Below are 20,910 nucleotides of genomic sequence, written 5' to 3' on the forward strand. Positions count from 1 at the left end.
TCGTGTCATGGCGCGGCTCAGAATGCGAAGCCCGCCCCGGTGCTGATCCCTGCGTAGCCGTGGGTGTCGACGGTGCCGTTGAACTTGAACACCGCGCGCCCGTCGTTGAACGCGCCGGAATAGCCCAGCGCGAAGGCCGTCTCTCCGCGATAGTGGCCGATGGCGCCGGCCATCATCCGCCCGTCGCTTTCGATGACTTGCGGCAAGCCCGCGACGGCAAGCGCTCCGGCGGTCCCGGCATAGGACGAGCGGCGCACGTCCTTCAGGTCGAAGCCGAGTTCCGCGATCCGCGCATCGGTATAGGCGTTGGACGATGCGATGGCCGCATCCATCCCGTCCTGCAGCTGCTGCAGGTTCACCGCATCGTTGGCGAGGTAGCCGGCCGCCACGTTATGCAGCGCAACCGGCAGGTCCGCGCTCTGGCCGACCAGCGTGGTGTGCTGGGTGATCGTGCCGCCGTTGCTGTGGGTGGGGTCGCTGGCATCCGAATACTGGATCGCGACGACCGTGCTGCCCGACACGTTGTTCTGCAGGTTGGTGATGTCCTGCGTGTTCTGGGCAATCGCGTCGGTATTCGTCTGCACCTGCTGGTTCGTCGCATAGAGCTGCGAACCGTTCACTGCATCGAGCGAGGTGGATGAAAGCGTGCCCGCCTGAACGTTGGTGACGCGAACAGGGTCCGATGTGGCGCCGACGAAGGCGACTGTCTGGGTCGGCGTGCTGCTCGGCGTCATGCCGGTGGCATTGTCGACGTAAGTGACCGGCACATTGCCGACCTGCACCTGCAGGTTGGTGATCGCCGTCGAATTGTCCGTCACGCGTGCGTCGATATTGGTGACAGAGGCATCGAGGTTAGCGATGTCGCCCTCGTTGATGGTGACACGGTTGTCGAGGTTGGCGATGTCACCTTCGTTGATGGTGACGCGATCATCAAGGTTGGAGATATCGGTCTCGTTCTGCGAAACGCGGGTATCCAGTCCGTCGATCGCGTCGGTATTCGCCTGTACCTGCAAGTTGGTGGCATAGAGCTGCGACCCGTTGACCGCATCGGTAGAGGCGGCGTCCAGCGTACCGGCGGCGACGTTGGTGATGGTCGTGCCGCTTGCGCCAAGCAGCGTGACGGAAGCGTAAGTGCCGTCATCGTACTGCACCGATGCGTCGTCCAGCGCGGCCAGGGCGTCCAGCGCGCCCTGCACTTGCCCGACGGTGGCGGCATCGGTCAGTTCGCTGCCGGGGGCGACGTTGGTGATCTTGCGTTCGGACCCGACAGCGCCGACCGAGAATTCACCGGCGGACGACCACGTGCCGGCAAGGCCGGGCGATACGTAGTCGGTTTCCGCGCCGCGGATCGCCATCGAACCGGCGCCGATCGCGACGGAGTTTTCCATCGTGACCGAAGCGCCGGTGCCGATGGCGACTGCGCCGAATGCCCCCGCGTCGGTCGACGCATTGTTGCCAAGGGCAATGGCGTCGATCTCGGCTGCCGAAGCGGTCAGCCCATTGGCACCAAGGCCGGTGATGGCGTTGCCGCCGATGGCGATACCGGCCTCCTGGTTCAGTGTGTAGCCGTCAGCCGCGACGTTGCAGGCATCGGAAGACGTGATCAGGTTGCCTTCGGTGTCGAGCACGGTCAGCGCGATCTGGTCTCCGTCGGCGATGGACTGGAGGACGGAGGACAGGTCGCTGTTGAGATCCGGCAGGTTCAAGAGCGGGTTCAGGATGACCGTCAGGTCGATCAGGCTGTTGACCGTGTTTTCGATATTGCTGATCGGTTGAACAGTAACACCGACAATGTCGGTAACGGCCGAAGGATCGAGGCTGATCCCGGTGCAAACGTCGACCGCCGGCTGTAATGCCTGCGCCTGCGCGCATGTCGAAAAGGCCAGTACCCCCAGAGCACTGGCGGCGTAAAATGTGGCGCGAGCAAATTTCGGATTGGTGTGCATATCGATCTCCCCTGCACATGGACAACAGGGAGAAGGATCACGTTTGTGGTTCAAAATTTACGTCAACGATTTGTCATCGTAAATTTGAGTAAAGTACAAAAAACCTATTCTTAACCACAACCTATAGTGGCAATCCATGCACTGTAACGATCCATGTAATTATTGTGACATACTATTTTTCAGATGAATCGCGATGTGAGCTTGGCTATCGTCAACGCAAACTGCTAACATTGCATAGATGATGGGTCATTGTGTGCGACCTTTGCGCAAAGGTGTACCGACCGCTTTACCAAAACAGGGAAAATTCATGCGAATTTTCTCAATATCGAGGATGGCGCGATGAACCAGGTATCATCCGTAACGGCCACGGCGGCAGAAGTCGTCCGGTCCTTTTCCCACTGGCGTGACGTGGCGAGCAAGAACCCGGTGTTCATCACGAACCACGGACGCGAAACGCACGTTCTCATCGATATCGAGGAATATCGCGAACTGACCGGGCCCAAGGGTACGGCCACGCGTTCGAACGGCGATGACCTCATCGGCCTTGCCGACTGGATCGACGAGGCGTTGATGATCTGCGATCACGATCTGCGCATCGAATATGCCAACCGCGTCGCTGGGGCCGTCTGCCGCAAACCCGCGACAGATCTTGTCGGGCGGCTTCTGGTCGATGTGCTGCCTTCCGTCGCTGGTTCGCTGATGGAAGTCCACGCCCGCCGCACCGTGGTCGGCGGAGAGCCGAGCGCGGCGGACATCCCGTCGCCATTCCACGATGGCGGCTGGTTGCGCTTTCAGTCCTTTCCGCTGGGCAGTCGCAACGTGCTGATGTTCCGCGACATCACGGAAGATGTGCAGCGCCACCGCCTTGCCGACGTCAAGACTTCCATTCTGGAGGCGATGAGCGTTCATGGCGAGGTCGGCTATGTCCGCCTTTCGGTGCGCGGGACGATCGAACGGATCGATGCGCCCTTCAGCAGCATGGTCGAACTGGACGAACAGCGCCTGATCGGCATCACGCTCGCCGATCTCGTAATCCGCGATCAGCGCGTCGATTTCCGCGACAGGCTGGAAACGGTGATGCAGGGTGGCCCGCCGCAGCGAATGCGGGTCGGCTTCCTCAGCAACAGCGGTGGGGTCGCCCATGCCCATGTTTCGATTGTCCAGCTGCACGGGGCATACGGGGCCGAAGGCGCGGTGGTGATGATGACCGCCTGCCGCGACGGTGAAGAGGACTAGGCGGGCGCTTCCCGACGTTCCGGCTGCGCCAGCACTTTGGCCAGCGCGGCGTGCCATCCGTCGGCATGGGCCTTGCGATCTTCCGCCGTTATCCCCGGTTCGAAACTGCGGTCGAAGTTCGATATCGCCTCGATCGCGGCCAGATCGGGGAATAGACCCGCGCCAATGCCGGCCAGCGCCGCCGCGCCCCGCGCTGTCGTTTCCAGCTCGGCCGGACGGTCGACGCGCGTTGCCAGCATGTCGGCCAGAAAACCGCAGAACCAGTCGTTGGCCGCCATGCCGCCATCCACCCGCATGACATCGGGCGCGGGCGCGCCGTCAGCGATCATCGCGTCGACCAGATCCATCGTCTGGTAGGCGACTGATTCCAGCGTGGCGCGGGCGATATGGGCGCGGGTGGTGCCCAGTGTCATGCCAAGGATCGATGCGCGGGCATGCGGATCCCAGTGCGGCGCGCCAAGCCCGGTGAAGGCGGGGACCATGTAGACCCCTTCGTTATGGTCGATCGATGCGGCCAGATCGGCACTATGCGCCGCGCTTTCGACGATGCCGAGGCTGTCGCGCAGCCACTTCACCGCCGCCCCCGCCACGAAGATGGAGCCTTCCAGCGCGTAAGTCGTTTCATCGCCGATGCGATAGCCGATGGTGGTCAGCAACCGGTTGTCGGACCGTAGCGGCGTCGTGCCGGTGTTCATCACGGCAAAACAGCCGGTACCGTAAGTCGATTTCACCATGCCGGGGTGGAAACAGGCCTGCCCGAACAGTGCGGCCTGCTGATCGCCCGCCATGCCCGCCACGGGGATCGCCGCGCCCAGCAACTCGCGGTCCGTCTCGCCATAGACTTCGGCATTGCCGCCGACGCGGGGCAGCAGCGCCTTTGGCACGCGGAACAGGTCGCACAGCGCGTCGCTCCATTCCCCCGTCGCGATGTCGAGCAGAAGCGTGCGCGCCGCGTTGGTGGCGTCGGTCGCATGGACCTTGCCGCCGGTCAGCCGCCAGAGCAGGAAACAATCGATCGTGCCGAAGGCCAGTTCGCCGCGTTCCGCCCGTTCGCGCGCACCGGGGACCTCGTCCAGAATCCACGCGACTTTCGTGGCCGAGAAATAGGGGTCGAGCAGCAGTCCCGTCGTCTCGCGCACCATCCCCTCGTGGCCCTCGGCGCGCAAATCCTCGCAAGTCCTTGCCGTGCGCCGGTCCTGCCACACGATGGCCTTGTGGACCGGTGTGCCGGTCTTCCTGTCCCAGACGACCACGGTTTCGCGCTGGTTGGTGATGCCGATGGCGGCGATCGCGCTGGCCGCAACGCCCGCTTCGGCAATCGCGCCGCGCGCGGTTTCCAGCGTCTTGCTCCAGATCTCCTCCGCATCGTGTTCGACCCAGCCGGGGTGGGGGTAGAACTGTTCGAATTCCTGCTGCGATGCCGCGATCCGGCCCAGCTTGGCATCGAACACGATGGACCGCGTTGACGTCGTTCCCTGATCTATGGCGAGGATGAAGGGGCCGCTGGCAGTCATCGTTTCTCCGGTATTTGCAATGCCCCAAGCCTCTAGATGCACGGGGGCAAGGTCAACCCGTCATGGTTGCCCCTTTGACCTGACGGCTCAGACCGTTAGGCTTGTGTGCAATGCAACAGAATCCGCAAACGCCCGCAAAAGTGGACCTTCTCGTCATCGGGGGCGGCATCAACGGCGCGGGGATCGCGCGCGATGCGGCGGGGCGGGGGCTGTCCGTGCTGCTGGTGGAGAAGGACGATCTGGCCTCCCACACCTCGTCCGCCTCTACCAAGCTGATCCACGGCGGGCTGCGCTATCTGGAATATGGCGAGATCCGCCTGGTGCGCGAATCGCTGCAGGAGCGGGAACGGATCTGGGGCATGGCGCCGCACATCGTCTGGCCGCTGCGCTTCGTCCTGCCGCAGACGCAGAGCCCGCGGCCCGGCTGGATGGTGCGCGCGGGCCTGTTCCTTTATGACCATATCGGCGGCAGGAAGCGGCTTGCGCCGACCGAGACCGTAAACCTTGCCCGCGCGCCGCAGGGCGAAGGGCTGGCAGAGCGCAAGGGCCGCGCCTTCATCTATTCCGATTGCTGGGTGGAAGATGCCCGCCTTGTCGTGCTGAACGCGATGGACGCGGCGGCGCGCGGGGCGACGGTGCTGACGCGCACGAAGTTCCTGTCGGCAAGGCGCGAGGGCGGCGTCTGGCAGGTCGAGCTTGAAGGCCCGGACAATTTCAGGCGCACGGTGGAGGCCGGAGCCATCGTCAACACCGCCGGCCCTTGGGTGAGCGAGGTTATCGGTCATGTCGCGGGCGCGCGGCCCAAGGGGCAGGTGCGCCTGATCAAGGGCAGCCACATCATCGTGCCGCGCCTCTATCCCGGCGACCATGCCTTCATGTTGCAGAACCCGGACCGGCGCATCGTTTTCGCCATTCCCTACGAGCAGGAGTTTACGCTGGTCGGCACCACCGACGTGCCCTGCGCTGACCTGCCGGAAAAGGCGGAAATCTCGGATAGCGAGATCGACTACCTGCTCGATACCGCCAACCGCTATTTCGCGAAGACGACGACGCGCGCCGATATCGCGTGGACTTATTCCGGCATTCGCCCCCTGTTCGACGATCAGGCAAAGAACGCCTCTGCCGTGACCCGCGACTATGTGCTCGACCTCGATCGCGGGGCGGGGGAGGAAGCGCCCCTGCTCAACGTCTTCGGCGGCAAGATCACGACGTTCCGCCGCCTTGCCGAACATGCGCTGGACGAAATGGACCTGCCGGGCGCAGGCAAGGCGTGGACGGCGGGGGCGACATTCCCCGGCGGCGATTTCGCATCGTTCGAGGATTACCTCATCGGCCTTGCCCGCCGCTATCCGCACTTGCCGCACAATCTCCTGCGCCGTCTTGCCCGCGCATACGGCACGCGGGCAGAGGCAATTCTGGGCCACGCAAGCACGATGGACGACCTTGGCGAGAATTTCGGAGGCGGCGTGACGCGGGCCGAAGTGGACTACCTCGTCGCCCATGAATGGGCGCGCACGGCGGACGATATTCTCTGGCGGCGCAGCAAGATGGGGCTGCATGTGCCCGAGGGGACGGGGGCCCGCATAGACGACTGGCTCGCAAAAGCTGGCTAAAACCGCCGTGGGGCACTAAGGGCGGCCCCATGCATTTTCTCGATCAGGCCAAGATCTATATCAAGTCCGGTGGCGGCGGCCCCGGTGCCGTGTCCTTCCGGCGTGAAAAGTACGTCGAGTACGGCGGACCCGACGGCGGCGACGGCGGGCGCGGCGGCGACATCGTGTTCGAATCGGTCGAAGGGCTGAATACCCTGATCGACTTCCGCTACACCCAGCATTTCAAGGCGTCGCGCGGCGGCCACGGCATGGGCAAGGACCGCACCGGCGCATCCGCCAAGCCGCTGGTGATCGAAGTGCCGGTGGGCACGCAGATCATTTCCGACGACGACCGCGAAACCGTTCTGGCCGACTTTACGGAGGTCGGCCAGCGGGTCGTCTTCCTTGAAGGGGGCATGGGCGGGCGCGGCAACGCCAGTTACAAGACCAGCACCAACCGCGCCCCGCGCCAGCACCAGCCGGGCATTCCGGGTGAGGAGATGTGGGTCTGGCTGCGGCTGAAGCTGCTGGCCGACGTGGGGCTAGTGGGCCTGCCCAACGCTGGCAAGTCGACCTTCATCAACGCCATCACCAACACGCGGGCCAAGGTGGGGCACTATGCCTTTACCACGCTGGTGCCCAAGCTGGGCGTCGTGCGGCACAAGTCGCGCGAATTCGTGCTGGCCGACATTCCCGGCCTGATCGCGGGCGCGGCGGACGGTGCGGGGATCGGCGACCGTTTCCTTGGCCATATCGAACGGTGCCGCGTGCTGATCCACCTGATCGACATTTCCGGCACCGACGATCAGGACCCGGCAGAAGCGATGCGCATCGTAGAGGAAGAGCTGGAAGCATATGGGGAGGGTCTGGAAGACAAGCCGCGCCTCGTTGCCCTCAACAAGGTGGACCTTGCCGACGCCGAACTGGTCGAAGGCTTCACCGCCGAACTGAAGGAAGCGGGTGCGGACGAGGTTTTCGCCATATCCGGCGCGACCGGTGCGGGGATCGAACAGTTGATGGACGCGGTCCTGCAATACCTGCCCGAACGGACGCGCACCGAAACCAAGGGCGCGGAACGCGAAGGACCCCCGGCGGACGGGGATGACGAAGACGGGGACGGTGCCGCAGAGGCATGGTCCCCGCTCTGAGGACGCTTTTCCAAATCGCACGGCTGGGCTAAGCGCGGCTGCCATGACCGGAACCATTGCCTCTCTTGCCGATCTTGCCCGCGCGGATGCTTGCGGGCGCGTCGTCATCAAGGTCGGATCGGCCCTGCTGGTCGAAAACGGCCAGCCGCGCCGCGAATGGCTTGCGGGCCTTGCCGCGGAAATAGCGACGGTGCGGGCGCGCGGGCAGCAGGTCATCGTCGTATCGTCGGGCGCGATCGCGCTGGGCGCGGCGCGGCTGGGGCTGGCCAAGGGCGGGCGCGGCAGCCTTGCCGATGCGCAGGCCGCTGCCGCCGTGGGGCAGATCGGGCTGGGCGGTCTGTGGGCCGAACTGCTGGGGCACCATGGGCTGACCGCCGCGCAACTGCTGCTGACGCTGGACGATCTGGAAGACCGTCGCCGCTACCTCAATGCGTCGGCCACGCTGAACCGGCTGCTTGAGGCTGGCGCGGTACCGGTGGTGAACGAAAATGATTCGGTCGCGACGCAGGAAATTCGCTTTGGCGACAACGACCGGCTGGCCGCGCGCGTGGCGCAGGCGGGGCGGGCGGACGCGGTGCTGCTGCTGTCCGACATCGACGGGCTGTACGATCGCAACCCGAAGGACCCTTCGGCGCAGATGATCCCGCTGGTGCGCGGCGTCACGCCGGAAATCCACGCGATGGCCGATGGCGGTTCCGGCTCCGGCCTTGGTTCCGGCGGGATGACCAGCAAGCTGCAGGCGGCAGAGATCGCCGAGCGGGCGGGCATTGCGCTGGCGATTATCAACGGCACTTACCCCTCGCCACTGGCTCGCGCGCTTGACCGCGATATCGGCACCCTGTTCGTGCCGCGCCGCCGTGATTCCGGGCGCAAGGCGTGGCTTGGCGGGCGGATGAAGATCAAGGGCGCGCTGGTGGTGGACGACGGCGCGGCCAAGGCACTGCTGTCGGGCCGCAGCCTGCTGGCCAAGGGCGTGCGCGAGGTCGTGGGCGAGTTTGCGCGCGGCGATGTTGTCGAAGTGCGTTCGACCGGCGGCGCGGCGCTGGCCAAGGGGCTGGCCGAATACGATGCCGGCGAATGCACCGCGATCATGGGGCGGCACACCGATGAACAGGCGGGCGTCCTGGGCTATGCCCCGCGCAGCGCGGTGATCCACCGCGACCAGATGGTCCTGCTATGAAAATCGCACTCACCGGCGCGACGGGCTTTGTCGGCTCTACGCTGGTGGACCTTGCGCTGGAGCGGGGGCACGAAGTCCGCGCCCTGACCCGCCGCGACCAGCCCGAACGCGAAGGCGTGGCATGGGTGCGCGGCGATCTGGCAAATACCGATGCGCTGGCCCTGCTGTGCGAAGGCGCGGATGCGGTCGTTCATGTCGCGGGCGTGGTCAATGCGCCCGACAAGGCGGGATTCGTGGCGGGCAACGTCACCGGCACCAAGGCGGTGGTCGAGGCGGCGGGCGCGTCAGGTGCGGCCCGGTTGGTCCACGTCTCATCGCTCTCCGCGCGAGAACCGATGTTGTCGGACTATGGCAAGTCGAAGTTCGGGGCCGAGGTGGCGGTCGAGCAGAGTTCGCTGGCCTGCACCATCGTGCGCCCGCCCGCGATCTACGGCCCGCGCGATACGGAGATGTTCGAGCTGTTCAAGACGGCGAAGTGGGGCGTCGTCCCGCTCCCGCCAGAAGGGCGCGCCTCTATGATCCATGTGTCCGATCTGGCCGCGCTGCTGCTGGCGCTGGCGACGGACGGGGGCGAGCACGCGGGGCAGGTTTACGAACCGGACGACGGGCGCGAAGGCGGCTGGCGCCACGCAGAGATGGCCCGCGCCATCGGCGATGCCGTGGGGCGGCGCGTGATCCCGCTCTCTATGCCTGCCGCGCTGGTCAAGGGCGCGGCGCGGGTCGACCGGCTGCTGCGCGGGGCGAAGGCGAAGCTGACGCCTGACCGCGCAAGCTACATGGTGCATCCGGACTGGGTCATCGATGCGGCGAAACGTCCGCCAGCGGGCCTCTGGCAGCCGCGGATTGAAACGCGCGAAGGGTTGAAGGCGACGGCTGCGTGGTATCGGGCGGAGGGGTGGCTCTGATCAGGGGTCGTCGTCGGCGGATGTGATTGCCACCCGGCCCGATTCGACGTAATTTCAAACCGTGTCTGCTATATCACTGCGTTGGCGATTGATCGGGCGTAGCATTATCGCCCTTTACGCAGGGCTGGGCGTTTCGGCGACATATGCATCAGCCATGATCGGCGGCGGCAGCTGGTATCTCGGAATCCCGGAGGGGGTCCTCATTGGGGCAGTTCTCGCGTCACCCTACTCGATCGTCATGCTCTTGCTGATCCTGCGGGCCAGCTTTTGGGTGGACAGGCATACGGTGCTGCTTTGCTTGCTGGGCCCCTTCATCGTTTGCCTGACGTCATATGTTTTGATCGTGTCGACCGGGATGCTGACCAGCGCCTGGATGGAAGAGATCATGCTGTCGAGCGCGATTGCGAGCATCGTTTACTTTGTGCTGGAGCGTTTGCCGTGCCCCAGCAGATGAACTGCCCGGCATTGGTCGGGGATCTTTCCCGACAGTTTGCCTTCCAGCCTCAGAACACCGGATCGAAATCGGGTGGCAGGTCGCCATCCGGCGTGAGTCCCGGAACCTGGTGGATGCCGCATTCGGTCTTGTCCCAGCCGCGCCAGCGGCCCGAGCGGGGGTCTTCGCCCGGCGCGACGGTGCTGGTGCAGGGCATGCAGCCGATCGAGGGATAGCCCTGTTCCACCAGCGGATGGCGGGGCAGGTCCTGCTCGTCCATGTAGGCGAGGAGGTCGTCGCGGCTCCACCCGATCAGCGGGTTCACCTTCAACCGGCCCGCCGTGTCGGACGTGTCCAGTTCGAAGATCGGCAGGTCGGCGCGGGTGGCCGACTGGAACGCCTTGCGACCCGTGATCGATGCGTCGTAGCCCGCCAGTTCCTTGGCCAGCGGGATGACTTTGCGGATCTCGCAGCAGCCATCGGGGTCGTAGGACCAGCGCAACCCGCTCTCGTCCTTCGCCGCCAGTGCCTCGGCATCGGGCGTAAGGTTGATGAGGTTCGTCAGCCCCAGCTTCTCGACCAGCAGGTCGCGATAGGCCAGCGTCTCGGGAAAATGCTTGCCGGTTTCAAGAAACAGCACCGGCGCGCCCTTGTCGACCTTTGCCGCAAGGTGCAGCAGGACCGAGCTTTCCGCGCCGAAGCTGGAAACCAGCGCCACGCGCCCGGCCACACCGTCAACCAGAACCGCGCGCAGGATATCCTCCGCCGAAGCGTCCGCATAGCGCGCGTTGAGCGCGGCGGCGTCTTCTGCGGTGAAGCGCGGGGCGGTGTCGATACGGTCGAGGCGGCGGGCTGCTTCAGGCATTCGCGTTTCCGTGACGAAGCGCCCAGATCGGCGCGCGGCCGTCCGTCGTCTTCTGGTAGACATTGTCCCAACGGGCCAGCGCGGCATCCGCATCGGCGTCGTTCATCGGCACGTCCGGCTGGAACGCGTCGAACCCGCAGCGGCGCAGTGCCGCCAACTGATCCACCGCGACATCGCCCACGGCACGGATTTCGCCTTCGTACCCGGCTTCGCGCAGGATGCGCGCCGCCGAATAGCCGCGCCCGTCGCCGAACACGGGGAAGTTCACTTCCACGCGGGTGATGTGGGCAAGATGGGGCAAAAGTTCGCGAGCGTCGTCGCCCGGTTCGATGCGGACGGCGCCAGCATTGGTCTGTTCGCCAAAGCAGTCGACGGTGACGGCGGGGCTTTCGCTCGGTTCGTCAGTGCGGAAGCGGAGAAGCTCAACCATAGATCGCCTCCTTGAACGGGTCCATGCCGATGCGGCGGTAAGTATCGAGGAAACGCTCGCCCTCCTCGCGCTTGGCGAGATAGACGTCGGTCGCGCGTTCGACCGCGTCGACGATGCCGTCCTCGTCAAATCCGGGGCCGGTGATCTTGCCCAGCGAAGTGTCTTCGGCCTCGCTGCCGCCAAGGAGGAGCTGGTAGTTTTCCACCCCCTTCCTGTCGACGCCGAGGATGCCGATGTGGCCCGCGTGGTGGTGGCCGCAGGCATTGATGCAGCCCGAAATCTTCAGCTTCAGCTCGCCCAGCGTTTCGGTCTTGCCGGTGCTGGCGAAACGCTCGGAAATCTTCTGCGCGACCGGAATCGACCGTGCGTTGGCAAGGCTGCAATAGTCTAGGCCGGGGCAGGCGATGATATCCTCGATCGTGTCGAGGTTCGGGGTCGACAGGCCGTTGGCGTCGAGCACGTCGAACAGTTCCTTCAGCCGCGCCTTTTCGACGTGGGGCAGGACGATGTTCTGGGTGTGAGTCACGCGGCACTCGTCGAACGAGTAGTCGGTGGCAAGCTTGCCCATCAGGCGGATCTGGTCCGCGCTGGCGTCACCCGGAATGCCGCCGACGGGCTTCAGCGAGATGACCGCGCTGACGTAGCCGGGGGCCTTGTGGGCAATCGTGTTGCGGTCGACCCAGAGGGCGAAGTCCGGATCGCTGCGGTCGATCCCGTCCGACAGGCCCGCCTTGAATGCGGGGTCTGCGAAGTAGGGCTTGATCCGCTCCAGCTCTGCCAGCGGCGGTTCGATGCCCTGCGACTTCAGGTGCGCGAACTCTTCCTCGACCTGGCGCGTGTATTCGTCCTTGCCCAGTTCGTGGACGAGGATCTTGATGCGCGCCTTGTATTTGTTGTCGCGGCGGCCATAGCGGTTGTAGACCCGCAGGCACGCTTCCGAATAAGTGATCAGCCAGTCGAGCGGCACGAATTCGTTGATGCAGGGCGCGACCATGGGCGTACGGCCCATGCCGCCGCCGACGTAGAACGCAGCGCCGATTTCGCCCGCGTCATTCTTCACGATCTGGATGCCGATATCGTGCAGGCGCATGGCCGCACGGTCGGTGTCAGATGCGATGACGGCGATCTTGAACTTGCGCGGCAGGGCGCAGAATTCGGGGTGGAAGCTGGACCACTGGCGCAGCAGTTCGGCATAGGGGCGCGGATCGATCAGTTCGTCTGCGGCGGCGCCGGCGAAATGGTCGGAACTGATGTTGCGGATGCAGTTGCCGCTGGTCTGGATGGCGTGCATCTCGACTTTGGCCAGATCGGCCAGGATGTCGGGTGCTTCCTCCAGCTTGATCCAGTTGTACTGGATGTTCTGGCGCGTGGTGAAGTGGCCGTAGCCGCGGTCGTACTTGTCCGCGATGTCGCCCAGCACCTTCATCTGCGCGCCCGACAGCGTGCCATAGGGCACGGCGACGCGCAGCATGTAGGCGTGAAGCTGCAGGTAAAGGCCGTTCATCAGGCGCAGCGGACGGAACTTGTCCTCCGGCAGTTCGCCCGACAGGCGGCGGCGGGTCTGGTCGCGGAATTCCTCGACGCGGGTGTCGACCATCTGCTGGTCGTAGTTGTCGTACTTGTACATGGCTCAGATCACCCAGTTGCCGGCGGCGGGGTCGGCGGGTTTCAGGGTCAGGTCGGGGCGGACCGTCGGGCCAAGGGCGCGGATGCGGTCCTTGATGTGGCCGGGGCGCACGCCGTTTTCGTCGGTGGTGGCGTCGATCGCATAGGGCGCGAGCACGTTGCGCGATGCTTCTTCGCGGGCGGCGATTTCGTCGGCCTTGTCGCCCACGTCGATTGCATCGTTGACGTGGCGCGACCAGCCTTCGCCGGTCCACCAGGTCACGTCGCCTGTCTTCAGGTCGTTTCCGGTCAGGATCTTCATTGTTCTGCTTTCACTGCAATTGCGCAAAGCGCGTCGTCGCGTTCGCGGGTAACTTCGCCGATGACGATGAGCGCGGGGCTCTTGACCTTGTTGCCTTCGACCAGTTCGGGAAGGCTCGCCAGTACCCCGCGCAACACGCGCATTTCGGGGCGGGCGGCATTTTCGATGACGGCGACGGCCATGTCAGGGGCAAGCCCGTCGGCCATCAGCTTTTCGGCGATCTGGGGCGCGGTCTTCACGCCCATGTAGATGACGAGCGTGCGGCCCACACCGACAAGGCCCGACCAGTTCTGGTCCGACAGGCCCTTGCACTGGCCCGCGACGAAGCTGACGACGCTGGCATGATCGCGGTGGGTAAGGGCGATCTGCGCCGCGGCACCGGCGGCATTGGCGGCGGAGATGCCGGGTACGATTTCGACAGGGACGCCCGCGGCGCGGCAGGCCTCCGCCTCTTCGCCGCCGCGTCCGAAGACCAGCGGGTCGCCGCCCTTCAGCCGGACGACATCGTTTCCGGCCAGCGCTTCGCGCACCAGCAGGGCGCAGATGTCTTCCTGCGGCATCGTGTGGTGGGCACGGCGCTTGGCGACGGAGATCAACCGCGCCTGCGGGTGGGCCATGGCGAGAATTGCGGGTTCGACAAGGCCGTCATGGACGACAAGCCTCGCACCCGTCAGCAGGCGGGCGGCGCGCAGGGTCAGCAGGTCCGGATCGCCCGGTCCCGCGCCGACGAGAAAGACTCGGCCAGTGTGCTGCGTGGGTGTCGACATGGTGGAGCAGATGGCCCTTCGCGGCTGCGAAGGCCAGCCAGAATGGTTTGGCGGGGGCTTAGCTGGGCTTTAGCCGCGCGAGGAAATGGTTTAATCGCTTGATTTCGCAGCCTTGTTTTCTTCCAACCGCTGCGAGATCGCGGCGATAAGCTGATCGAACTGTGCGTTGCCGCGCAGGTTTATGTCGCGCTGCGGGAAGGGGATTTCGATATCGTGTTCGTGGAACAGGTCCCACAGCTTCTTCAGCACTTCGGACCGGATGTTGCCCACGCCCAGTTCCGGATCGCGAATCCAGCAGTGGATCACGAAATCGACGGAGCTGTCGCCATAGCCCGATAGCCACACGCTGGGCGCGGGCAGTTCCAGCACGCGCTTGCACGATGCGGCGGCCTCCAGCATCAGTTCCTCGGCCTTGTGGATGTCGCTGTGGTAGCCGACGCCGACCGGCACCTGGATACGCACGTTGCGGCTGGAGAACGACCAGTTCTCGACCTGGTTGATCATCAGGTTCTCGTTGGGAATCAGGTACTCCCGCTCATCCCGCGTGGTGACGGAAATGGCGCGGATGCCGATCTTGCGGATCTGGCCGAACGTCTCGTTCCCCGCCATGTCGGTAACCGCGATCACGTCGCCCGGCTTGATCGAACGGTCCATCAGCAGGATCATCCCCGCGATCAGGTTGCCGAAGGTTTTCTGCAGGCCGAAACCGATGGCAAGGCCGAACGCGCCGGAGAATACGGCAAAGGCGGTGAGGTCGACCCCCAGCAGGTCGATCCCGATCAGGATGGCAAAGGCCCAGACGACCATCGTCAGCACTTTGTCCATCAACAGGCTTTGCGTCGGCGACAGGCGTGTCATCCGTTTCAGCATGGCGTGTGCGCCCTTGCTGGCCAGCCTTGCAAAGACGATCACGCCCGCGATCACCATCACCACGACCAGCGCGGTCCAGACGGAGAAGCGGGTGTCGCCAACGGTAACGCCCAGCGAATCGAGATGTTCGATGATCTGCGCGATCGTCATCGACTGTTCGGCCACGGCGTCCTTGATCTGGTCCGCGCCTTTCAGGGGGTCGTTGTCCTGCACTGCCTGTGCCGCCTGTGCCGCGGTTGCCGCGACCTTGTCCGTGACGGAGGCGACGGCGTCGCTGGCGGTTGCATCCGGCACGGGAGTTTCGGCAGCGACGGTCATGCGTGCATCACATCCTTTCGAAAGCCTGCGCCAGATCGGCGATCAGGTCGCCCGTATCCTCCAGCCCGATGGACAGACGTACCCCGAGCGTGCAGTCCGGGTCCACCCCCACGGGCGGCCATGCCGCAACCGAACGGTCCTTTGCCGGATCGACCGGAAGGGCAAGGCTTTCGAACCCGCCCCATGAATAGCCGATGCCGAACAGGGAAAGAGCGTCGATCAGCCGCGCGCGCGCATCGCGGTCCGGTGTCTTCAGCACGAAGGAGAACAGCCCGCAGCCGCCGGTAAAATCGCGCTTCCAGATGTCGTGTCCCGGTGCGCCGGGCAGCATCGGGCAGAGCACGGCCTCAACTTCGGGCCGTTCGGCCAGCCACTCCGCGATGGCGAGCGCGCTCTCGCTCTCCCGCTTCAGCCGCACGTCCAGCGTGCGCAGGCCGCGAAGGGCGAGTGCCGCATCGTCGGGAGAGACGACCTGCCCCAACTGCTGCGCGGTGCGGCGCAGGCGTTTGTACAGCCGCTCCGTCCCTGTCGCCGCGCCCATCATCAGGTCGGAATGCCCGCCGACATGCTTCGTAAGCGCGTTGACGGTGCCGTCGATGCCCATGGCCAGAGCGGCAAGACCGGTCGGCCCGCTCCACGTATTGTCGAGGATGACCCACGCCCCCGCATCCTTGGCGATGGCGGTAAGCGCGGGCAGGTCGCACACCTCGAACGAAAGCGAGCCGGGCGCTTCGAGGAATACGGCCTGCGCCCCTTCCGCCACCAGCGCGCGGAAGGCATCCACGTCGAGCGGGTCGAAGAACACCGTCTCCACGCCGAAATTCTTCAGCAGGCCTAGCCCCATGTTGCGCGTGGGGTCATAGGCGTTGTCGGTCACCAGCAGCCGGTCGCCGGGGCGTACCACGCTCATCAGCGCGCCCGCGATGGCCGCGACGCCCGACGGATAGAGCATCGTACCGAACGCGCCCGGTTCCAGCGCGGTCAGCGCATCGCACAGCGCCCATTGCGTCGGTGCGCCTCTGCGGCCGTAATAGAGTACGCCGTCCTCGTTCCTTCCGCGCATGTCGGCCAGCGCGGCGGTGTCTTCGTAAAGGTGGGTACTCGCGCGCCAGACCGGCGGATTGACGACGCGGCCCGACTGGCCGGGCAGCCCCGTCCATTCCGCCTTGCGCCCGCCGGTCACGACTTTCGTGCCGGATTTCAGGTTGGGATCGTCCTTTGCCACCTTATGCCAGCCCCGTTGCCTTTGGCGTGGCGGGATCGGCGGCCCATTCGCTCCAGCTTCCGTCATAGATCGCGCTTTCGCGGCCCAGCCTTGCCAGCGCGAAGGACAGCACCGCTGCCGTTACGCCCGATCCGCAACTGGTGACCACCGGACGGTCCAGATCGACGCCCGCGCCGATGAACTCCGCCTCTATATCGGGCAGGGGTTTCATCGTTCCGTCCGCTTCGAACAGCACCGCGATCGGCACGTTGCGCGAACCGGGAATGTGCCCCGATGCCTGTCCGGCGCGCACTTCGGGGGCATCGCCGGTAAAGCGGGCCGCACCGCGCGCGTCGACGACCTGTTCGGCGCGGCTGTCGATATTGGCCAGCATCGCCGCCTTGTCCCGCATAAAGGCATCGTCGCGGCGCGGCGTGAACGTGGCGGCGGCAGGGGCGGGCACCTCGTGGCTCAACGGGCGGGCCTGCATCTTCCACGCATTCAACCCGCCGTCGAGGATCGCGGCATCCTTGCCGAACATCTTCAACAGGAACCACAGGCGCGCGGCGGTATGGTGCGGACTGTCGTCATAGATCACGACCGTGCTGTCATCGCCCACGCCCAGTTCGGCCATGCGCGCGGCAAAGGCAGCAGTCTGCGGCACGGTATTGTCGAGGCCGGAGGAGCCGTCCGCGATGGTCTTGAAGCCCACGAAGCGTGCTCCCGGGATGTGGCCGGCGCGATACTCCGCTTCCGGATCGCGGCAGGCGTCGGGCAAGTGATAACTGGCGTCGAGCACGACGAGGCCTGCATCCGACAGATGATCGGCAAGCCATTGGGGGGAAACGAGTTGAGCCATGGGGCCTCCTTTGCCGCAGCGATAGCGCGCCGTTACGGGCTTGAGCAAGCAGCGGCGGCGTGCAAAAGCCCCTTTCATGACCGACGAAACGATCAGCCCGCTTCATCTGGGCCAGACCAGCGCGCTCCCCGCCTCTCCCGAAGCGGCGGTGCTGGACTATGTGCCGAACCCGCGTGCCGGCTCGCTGTACATGGTGCGCTTTGCCGCGCCGGAGTTTACCTCGCTGTGCCCCGTAACCGGCCAGCCCGATTTCGCGCATCTCGTCATCGACTACGCGCCGGGCGAGACTATCGTGGAATCGAAGTCGCTGAAGCTGTTCCTCGGCTCGTTCCGCAACCACTGCGGCTTTCACGAGGATGTGACCGTGGGCATCGGCCAGCGGCTGGCGGAAGAGATGAAGCCGGTCTGGCTGCGCATCGGCGGCTACTGGTATCCGCGCGGCGGCATTCCGATCGACGTGTTCTGGCAAACCGGCGCCGCGCCCGATGGCCTGTGGGTGCCGGATCAGGGCGTCGCGTCCTATCGCGGGCGCGGTTAACCGCCCGAGCTTTCCTTGCCGCCCATCATCGTGAAGCCGATGCCGAATGCGGCAAGGCTCATCGCGGTGGCGATCAGCATCAGCAACCCGTCGCGCACCATCAGCGCAAGGCCGAAGGCGGCAACCGCGATCATCGGGCCGGAACTTGCAAAGGGCACCAGCTCCAGCGGCGGCACCGTCGCGCAAAGGCCGATGATCAGGATCGCGGCGATCCGCACCGGCACGCCATGGGTCAGCGCCTTCAACCGTCCGTGGAACCACTTGTCGAGAAAGGCTGCGATCTTGCGCAGCTTCCTGCTCGCCTTCTCGACGCGTTCGGCGCTGACCGAACGATGGCTGATAAAGCCGGGTATCCAGATGTGCTTGCGCCCGAACAGCATCTGCAATGCGACCAGCGTGATGATGACGGCAAGGAACGTCGGCACGCCGGGGATCGCCCCGACGGGCGTGATTTCCAGCAATGCGGGGACCAGCAGGAACGGCCCGTAACTGCGGCTGCCGATGGCATCGACCACGTTTTCGACGGAGACCTTGCTGTGTTCCTTGGCCACTTCGTCCAGACAATTGAGAATCTCGCAAACGCTGTGCGGATCTGCGGCCATTGTGCCCCCTTGTCCCTTGGGATCATCCCGGTATCGCCGATTGAACGCGCGATCACCCGCTTGGTGCCCGGTGGACAGATTCCTGACAAGCGTAGTCTTGGCTTGGCAGCGGACTGTAGAGGCGTCTAAAGGTTTCGGTCGCGACTATATTCCACCTATCGCGAGACAAGCTCCCCATACATGCCCAACCAGTTGATCAGCCTTGCCGGCATCGCCCTTATCCTGCTGATCGCCTTTGCCCTGTCGACGGCGCGGCGGCGCATCCGCTTGCGGGTCGTCGGCGCGGCCTTTGCGCTGCAGGCGCTGATGGCGCTGCTCGTCCTGCGCACGCCATGGGGCACGGCGGTGATCGGGGCGATGAGCCGGGGCGTGTCCAACCTGCTTGGCTATGCCGCGGAAGGGACGAACTTCATCTTCGGCCCGCTGGCCAGCCCCGAAATCGGCGGCAACAGCTTTGCCATCGCGGCGCTGACGGTGATCATCTTCTTCGCGAGCCTCGTCTCCGTGCTCTATTACCTCGGCATCATGCAGCTGGTGATCCGCTGGGTCGGCGGTGCGATCGGCTGGGTTACGGGAATTAGCCGGGTGGAGGCGCTGGCGGCAGCGGCGAACATCTTCGTCGGCCAGTCGGAAAGCCCGCTGGTCGTGCGGCCCTATCTTGCCGGCCTTGCGCCCAGCCGCCTGTTCACGATGATGTGCGTGGGCATGGCGGGCGTGGCGGGCACGATCCTTGCCGCCTATGCCTCCCTGCTGGGCGAACAGTACCTGCCCTACCTGCTGGCGGCCGCTTTCATGAGCGCGCCGGGCGGCATCCTGATGGCGAAGATCATCATGCCCGATCTGGACGAACCGTCCGATGCGGCGGAGGGCGAGGCACCGGTCGAAGGCGTGCCCGACGCGCACGATGACGAGGAAAAGCCCGCCAACATCCTGATGGCGGCGGCACAAGGCGCGCAGACCGGCGTGAAGATCGCCGTTGCCGTCGGCGCGATGGTGCTGTCCTTCGTGGCGCTGGTGGCGCTGGCCAACGGGTTGCTTTCGGGCGCAGGATCGATCGTCGGGCTGGAGGGGCTGACGTTCCAGAGCCTGCTCGGCTGGGTCTTTTCTCCCGTCATGTTCCTGCTGGGCATCCCGTGGGAGGAAGCGCGCATCGCGGGCGGTCTGTTCGGCACCAAGATCGTGCTCAACGAATTCGTCGCCTTCATCGAACTGGGCCAGATCGAAGGCGGAGTGCTGAGCGACCGGGCGCGGGCCATCGTGACCTTCTCGCTCTGCGGCTTTGCCAATTTCTCGTCCATCGCCATCCAGATCGCGGTGATCGGCGGGCTTGCGCCCGGCCAGCGGCCTGTGGTGGCAAAGCTCGGCCTGCGCGCGCTGGCGGGAGGTTCGCTTGCCAACCTGATGAGCGCGGCGCTGGCCGGGCTTTTCATGGGCTGAGCCGCGGCGACCTACGCCCGAACATTTCTCAACGGATACCATAGCCATGACCGACCAGATCGCCGCCGTATCGCTGACCGAACCGATGGCGCAGCTTGCCACGAAACTGGGTGAGAGTTTCGAGGAGTTCGGCTTTGCCATCGTTACCGACCACGGGATCGACACCGCGCTGATCGAACGGGCGGAGGATATGTCCCGCGCTTTCTTCGCCCTGCCGGAAGAGGTGAAGCGCGCCTATTTCATAGCCGGTGGCGGCGGCGCGCGCGGGTACACCCCGTTCAAGACAGAGGTGGCCAAGGGCTACGACAAGAAGGACCTGAAGGAATTCTGGCACGTGGGCCGCACGCTGCCCGCCGGCGATCCGCTGGAAGCCTATATGCAGCCCAACATCTGGCCGGATGAGATCGCCGGCTTTCAGGAGACGTTCGAGACGCTCTACGCCGAATTCGAAAAGGCGGGCGCGCGTATCCTCACCGCGATTGCCATCCATCTCGGCCTTGCGCCTGACTGGTTCGACCCGACGATAGAGAAAGGCAACTCGGTCATGCGGCTGCTGCACTATCCCCCGATCGAGAACGCGGACGGTGCGGTGCGCGCCGCGCCGCACGGCGATATCAACACGATCACGCTGTTGCTGGGTGCGGAAGAGGCGGGCCTCGAGCTGCTGTCGCAGAAGGGGGAGTGGATTCCCGTTCAGCCGCCGAAGAACGCGCTGGCGGTCAATATCGGGGACATGCTCAGCCGCCTGACCAACGACCGGTTGCGTTCCACCATCCACCAGGTCCGTAATCCAGTGGGGGAGGCGGCGACGCGTTCGCGTTATTCGATGCCGTTCTTCCTGCACTTCCGGCCCGATTTCAGAATCGAGACGCTGCCGTCCTGCATCGACGACGCCCATCCCGACCAGTACCCCGACTCGTTGACTGCGCATGACTTCCTGGCCATTCGGCTGAAAGAGATCGGATTGATGTGACAGTTGAACCGGTTTTCAGCGTCAACTGTCAGCGTTCTGTCAAATAAGTTACAGTCGAAATCATTTTAGCGTCATCATGTGGCGTTGCAGCAACACTTTACATAAGTGTCAGTAAATAGTTCATTTTTCACGTTAAAACAGCGATTAAGCTGTCTTCTATCGGCTG

The 20,910-nt window shown here is 64.9% G+C and carries 20 protein-coding genes; 9 read left to right on the top strand and 11 right to left on the bottom strand.

Annotation, left to right across the window (positions count from 1 at the left end; genetic code table 11):
• Positions 1 to 17: 17 nt before the first annotated feature.
• Positions 18 to 1,946 (bottom strand): YadA family autotransporter adhesin, encoded by a 1,929-nt coding sequence (locus A7A77_RS05370; protein WP_066554861.1) that lies wholly within the window; start codon positions 1,944 to 1,946, stop codon positions 18 to 20.
• A gap of 339 nt (positions 1,947 to 2,285) precedes the next feature.
• On the opposite strand from A7A77_RS05370, the gene A7A77_RS05375 reads away from it, so the two are divergent.
• Positions 2,286 to 3,182 carry a type II toxin-antitoxin system prevent-host-death family antitoxin gene (locus tag A7A77_RS05375; RefSeq protein WP_066554868.1) on the top strand — a complete coding sequence of 299 codons (897 nt, stop codon included), beginning with the start codon at positions 2,286 to 2,288 and terminating at the stop codon, positions 3,180 to 3,182.
• Here the strand turns inward: A7A77_RS05375 and glpK are convergent.
• Positions 3,179 to 4,696, bottom strand: coding sequence for a glycerol kinase GlpK (glpK, locus tag A7A77_RS05380; RefSeq protein ID WP_066554877.1), 1,518 nt, complete (start codon positions 4,694 to 4,696; stop codon positions 3,179 to 3,181). The two genes, A7A77_RS05375 and glpK, sit on opposite strands and share 4 nt — an antisense overlap.
• Positions 4,697 to 4,806: 110 nt before the next feature.
• Here glpK and A7A77_RS05385 point away from each other — a divergent pair, with 110 nt between their 5' ends.
• From A7A77_RS05385 to A7A77_RS05405, 5 genes are all read left to right on the top strand, one after another.
• Complete coding sequence (locus A7A77_RS05385; RefSeq protein WP_066554884.1) at positions 4,807 to 6,309, top strand: glycerol-3-phosphate dehydrogenase; 1,503 nt, start codon at positions 4,807 to 4,809, stop codon at positions 6,307 to 6,309.
• A gap of 29 nt (positions 6,310 to 6,338) precedes the next feature.
• On the top strand, positions 6,339 to 7,436 hold the full coding sequence (cgtA, locus tag A7A77_RS05390; protein ID WP_066554888.1) for an Obg family GTPase CgtA: 1,098 nt from the start codon (positions 6,339 to 6,341) through the stop codon (positions 7,434 to 7,436).
• A 43-nt stretch (positions 7,437 to 7,479) separates the two neighbouring features.
• Complete coding sequence (gene proB / locus A7A77_RS05395) at positions 7,480 to 8,616, top strand: glutamate 5-kinase (RefSeq protein WP_066554892.1); 1,137 nt, start codon at positions 7,480 to 7,482, stop codon at positions 8,614 to 8,616.
• Positions 8,613 to 9,521, top strand: a complete 909-nt coding sequence (locus A7A77_RS05400; protein WP_066554894.1) for an NAD-dependent epimerase/dehydratase family protein — start codon at positions 8,613 to 8,615, stop codon at positions 9,519 to 9,521. Before proB ends, A7A77_RS05400 begins: the two co-directional genes overlap by 4 nt.
• A gap of 154 nt (positions 9,522 to 9,675) precedes the next feature.
• Positions 9,676 to 9,975, top strand: coding sequence for a hypothetical protein (locus tag A7A77_RS05405; protein ID WP_216635550.1), 300 nt, complete (start codon positions 9,676 to 9,678; stop codon positions 9,973 to 9,975).
• A gap of 49 nt (positions 9,976 to 10,024) precedes the next feature.
• On the opposite strand, the gene A7A77_RS05410 is transcribed toward A7A77_RS05405, so the two are convergent.
• From A7A77_RS05410 to A7A77_RS05445, 8 genes are all read right to left on the bottom strand, one after another.
• Positions 10,025 to 10,819, bottom strand: a complete 795-nt coding sequence (locus tag A7A77_RS05410; RefSeq protein WP_066554904.1) for a phosphoadenylyl-sulfate reductase — start codon at positions 10,817 to 10,819, stop codon at positions 10,025 to 10,027.
• Positions 10,812 to 11,249 carry a DUF934 domain-containing protein gene (locus A7A77_RS05415; RefSeq protein ID WP_066554905.1) on the bottom strand — a complete coding sequence of 146 codons (438 nt, stop codon included), beginning with the start codon at positions 11,247 to 11,249 and terminating at the stop codon, positions 10,812 to 10,814. The genes A7A77_RS05410 and A7A77_RS05415 overlap by 8 nt, the downstream gene beginning before the upstream one ends.
• Positions 11,242 to 12,876: a nitrite/sulfite reductase gene (locus A7A77_RS05420; protein ID WP_066554906.1), complete on the bottom strand. Its 1,635-nt coding sequence runs from the start codon at positions 12,874 to 12,876 to the stop codon at positions 11,242 to 11,244. Before A7A77_RS05420 ends, A7A77_RS05415 begins: the two co-directional genes overlap by 8 nt.
• Before the next feature lie 3 nt (positions 12,877 to 12,879).
• Entirely contained in the window at positions 12,880 to 13,176 is a 297-nt protein-coding gene (locus A7A77_RS05425) for a DUF2849 domain-containing protein (protein ID WP_066554909.1), read from the bottom strand.
• The gene (gene cobA, locus A7A77_RS05430) at positions 13,173 to 13,943 is read right to left on the bottom strand and encodes a uroporphyrinogen-III C-methyltransferase (RefSeq protein WP_066554912.1); all 771 of its coding nucleotides are present in this window, start codon (positions 13,941 to 13,943) and stop codon (positions 13,173 to 13,175) included. Before cobA ends, A7A77_RS05425 begins: the two co-directional genes overlap by 4 nt.
• Positions 13,944 to 14,033: 90 nt before the next feature.
• Positions 14,034 to 15,131, bottom strand: a complete 1,098-nt coding sequence (locus A7A77_RS05435; RefSeq protein WP_082835934.1) for a mechanosensitive ion channel family protein — start codon at positions 15,129 to 15,131, stop codon at positions 14,034 to 14,036.
• Between the two features lie 7 nt (positions 15,132 to 15,138).
• Entirely contained in the window at positions 15,139 to 16,356 is a 1,218-nt protein-coding gene (metC, locus tag A7A77_RS05440) for a cystathionine beta-lyase (protein ID WP_066554923.1), read from the bottom strand.
• Position 16,357: 1 nt separating this feature from the next.
• A complete protein-coding gene (locus A7A77_RS05445) occupies positions 16,358 to 17,194 on the bottom strand; it encodes a sulfurtransferase (RefSeq protein WP_066555453.1) in 837 nt (278 codons plus the stop codon).
• Positions 17,195 to 17,270: 76 nt separating this feature from the next.
• Between A7A77_RS05445 and queF the strand changes: the two genes are divergently transcribed.
• The gene (gene queF / locus A7A77_RS05450) at positions 17,271 to 17,732 is read left to right on the top strand and encodes a preQ(1) synthase (protein WP_066554926.1); all 462 of its coding nucleotides are present in this window, start codon (positions 17,271 to 17,273) and stop codon (positions 17,730 to 17,732) included.
• Here the strand turns inward: queF and A7A77_RS05455 are convergent.
• Positions 17,729 to 18,334, bottom strand: a complete 606-nt coding sequence (locus A7A77_RS05455) for an exopolysaccharide biosynthesis protein (RefSeq protein ID WP_066554929.1) — start codon at positions 18,332 to 18,334, stop codon at positions 17,729 to 17,731. The genes queF and A7A77_RS05455 overlap by 4 nt on opposite strands.
• A 180-nt stretch (positions 18,335 to 18,514) precedes the next feature.
• On the opposite strand from A7A77_RS05455, the gene A7A77_RS05460 reads away from it, so the two are divergent.
• Both A7A77_RS05460 and A7A77_RS05465 read left to right on the top strand, forming a co-directional pair.
• The gene (locus A7A77_RS05460; RefSeq protein ID WP_066554933.1) at positions 18,515 to 19,771 is read left to right on the top strand and encodes a NupC/NupG family nucleoside CNT transporter; all 1,257 of its coding nucleotides are present in this window, start codon (positions 18,515 to 18,517) and stop codon (positions 19,769 to 19,771) included.
• A gap of 46 nt (positions 19,772 to 19,817) precedes the next feature.
• Positions 19,818 to 20,744: an isopenicillin N synthase family dioxygenase gene (locus tag A7A77_RS05465; protein WP_066554938.1), complete on the top strand. Its 927-nt coding sequence runs from the start codon at positions 19,818 to 19,820 to the stop codon at positions 20,742 to 20,744.
• The last annotated feature ends 166 nt before the right edge of the window (positions 20,745 to 20,910 follow it).

The organism is Croceicoccus bisphenolivorans, from assembly GCF_001634625.1.
GTDB lineage: Bacteria > Pseudomonadota > Alphaproteobacteria > Sphingomonadales > Sphingomonadaceae > Croceicoccus > Croceicoccus bisphenolivorans.

What these genes read in the sequence shown, in the direction of transcription:
- A7A77_RS05370 (WP_066554861.1), bottom strand. Translation starts at nt 1,946, where the DNA reads ATGCACACCAATCCGAAATTTGCTCGCGCCACATTTTACGCCGCCAGT.
- A7A77_RS05375 (WP_066554868.1), top strand. Translation starts at nt 2,286, where the DNA reads ATGAACCAGGTATCATCCGTAACGGCCACGGCGGCAGAAGTCGTCCGG.
- glpK (WP_066554877.1), bottom strand. Translation starts at nt 4,696, where the DNA reads ATGACTGCCAGCGGCCCCTTCATCCTCGCCATAGATCAGGGAACGACG.
- A7A77_RS05385 (WP_066554884.1), top strand. Translation starts at nt 4,807, where the DNA reads ATGCAACAGAATCCGCAAACGCCCGCAAAAGTGGACCTTCTCGTCATC.
- cgtA (WP_066554888.1), top strand. Translation starts at nt 6,339, where the DNA reads ATGCATTTTCTCGATCAGGCCAAGATCTATATCAAGTCCGGTGGCGGC.
- proB (WP_066554892.1), top strand. Translation starts at nt 7,480, where the DNA reads ATGACCGGAACCATTGCCTCTCTTGCCGATCTTGCCCGCGCGGATGCT.
- A7A77_RS05400 (WP_066554894.1), top strand. Translation starts at nt 8,613, where the DNA reads ATGAAAATCGCACTCACCGGCGCGACGGGCTTTGTCGGCTCTACGCTG.
- A7A77_RS05405 (WP_216635550.1), top strand. Translation starts at nt 9,676, where the DNA reads ATGATCGGCGGCGGCAGCTGGTATCTCGGAATCCCGGAGGGGGTCCTC.
- A7A77_RS05410 (WP_066554904.1), bottom strand. Translation starts at nt 10,819, where the DNA reads ATGCCTGAAGCAGCCCGCCGCCTCGACCGTATCGACACCGCCCCGCGC.
- A7A77_RS05415 (WP_066554905.1), bottom strand. Translation starts at nt 11,249, where the DNA reads ATGGTTGAGCTTCTCCGCTTCCGCACTGACGAACCGAGCGAAAGCCCC.
- A7A77_RS05420 (WP_066554906.1), bottom strand. Translation starts at nt 12,876, where the DNA reads ATGTACAAGTACGACAACTACGACCAGCAGATGGTCGACACCCGCGTC.
- A7A77_RS05425 (WP_066554909.1), bottom strand. Translation starts at nt 13,176, where the DNA reads ATGAAGATCCTGACCGGAAACGACCTGAAGACAGGCGACGTGACCTGG.
- cobA (WP_066554912.1), bottom strand. Translation starts at nt 13,943, where the DNA reads ATGTCGACACCCACGCAGCACACTGGCCGAGTCTTTCTCGTCGGCGCG.
- A7A77_RS05435 (WP_082835934.1), bottom strand. Translation starts at nt 15,131, where the DNA reads ATGACCGTCGCTGCCGAAACTCCCGTGCCGGATGCAACCGCCAGCGAC.
- A7A77_RS05445 (WP_066555453.1), bottom strand. Translation starts at nt 17,194, where the DNA reads ATGGCTCAACTCGTTTCCCCCCAATGGCTTGCCGATCATCTGTCGGAT.
- queF (WP_066554926.1), top strand. Translation starts at nt 17,271, where the DNA reads ATGACCGACGAAACGATCAGCCCGCTTCATCTGGGCCAGACCAGCGCG.
- A7A77_RS05455 (WP_066554929.1), bottom strand. Translation starts at nt 18,334, where the DNA reads ATGGCCGCAGATCCGCACAGCGTTTGCGAGATTCTCAATTGTCTGGAC.
- A7A77_RS05460 (WP_066554933.1), top strand. Translation starts at nt 18,515, where the DNA reads ATGCCCAACCAGTTGATCAGCCTTGCCGGCATCGCCCTTATCCTGCTG.
- A7A77_RS05465 (WP_066554938.1), top strand. Translation starts at nt 19,818, where the DNA reads ATGACCGACCAGATCGCCGCCGTATCGCTGACCGAACCGATGGCGCAG.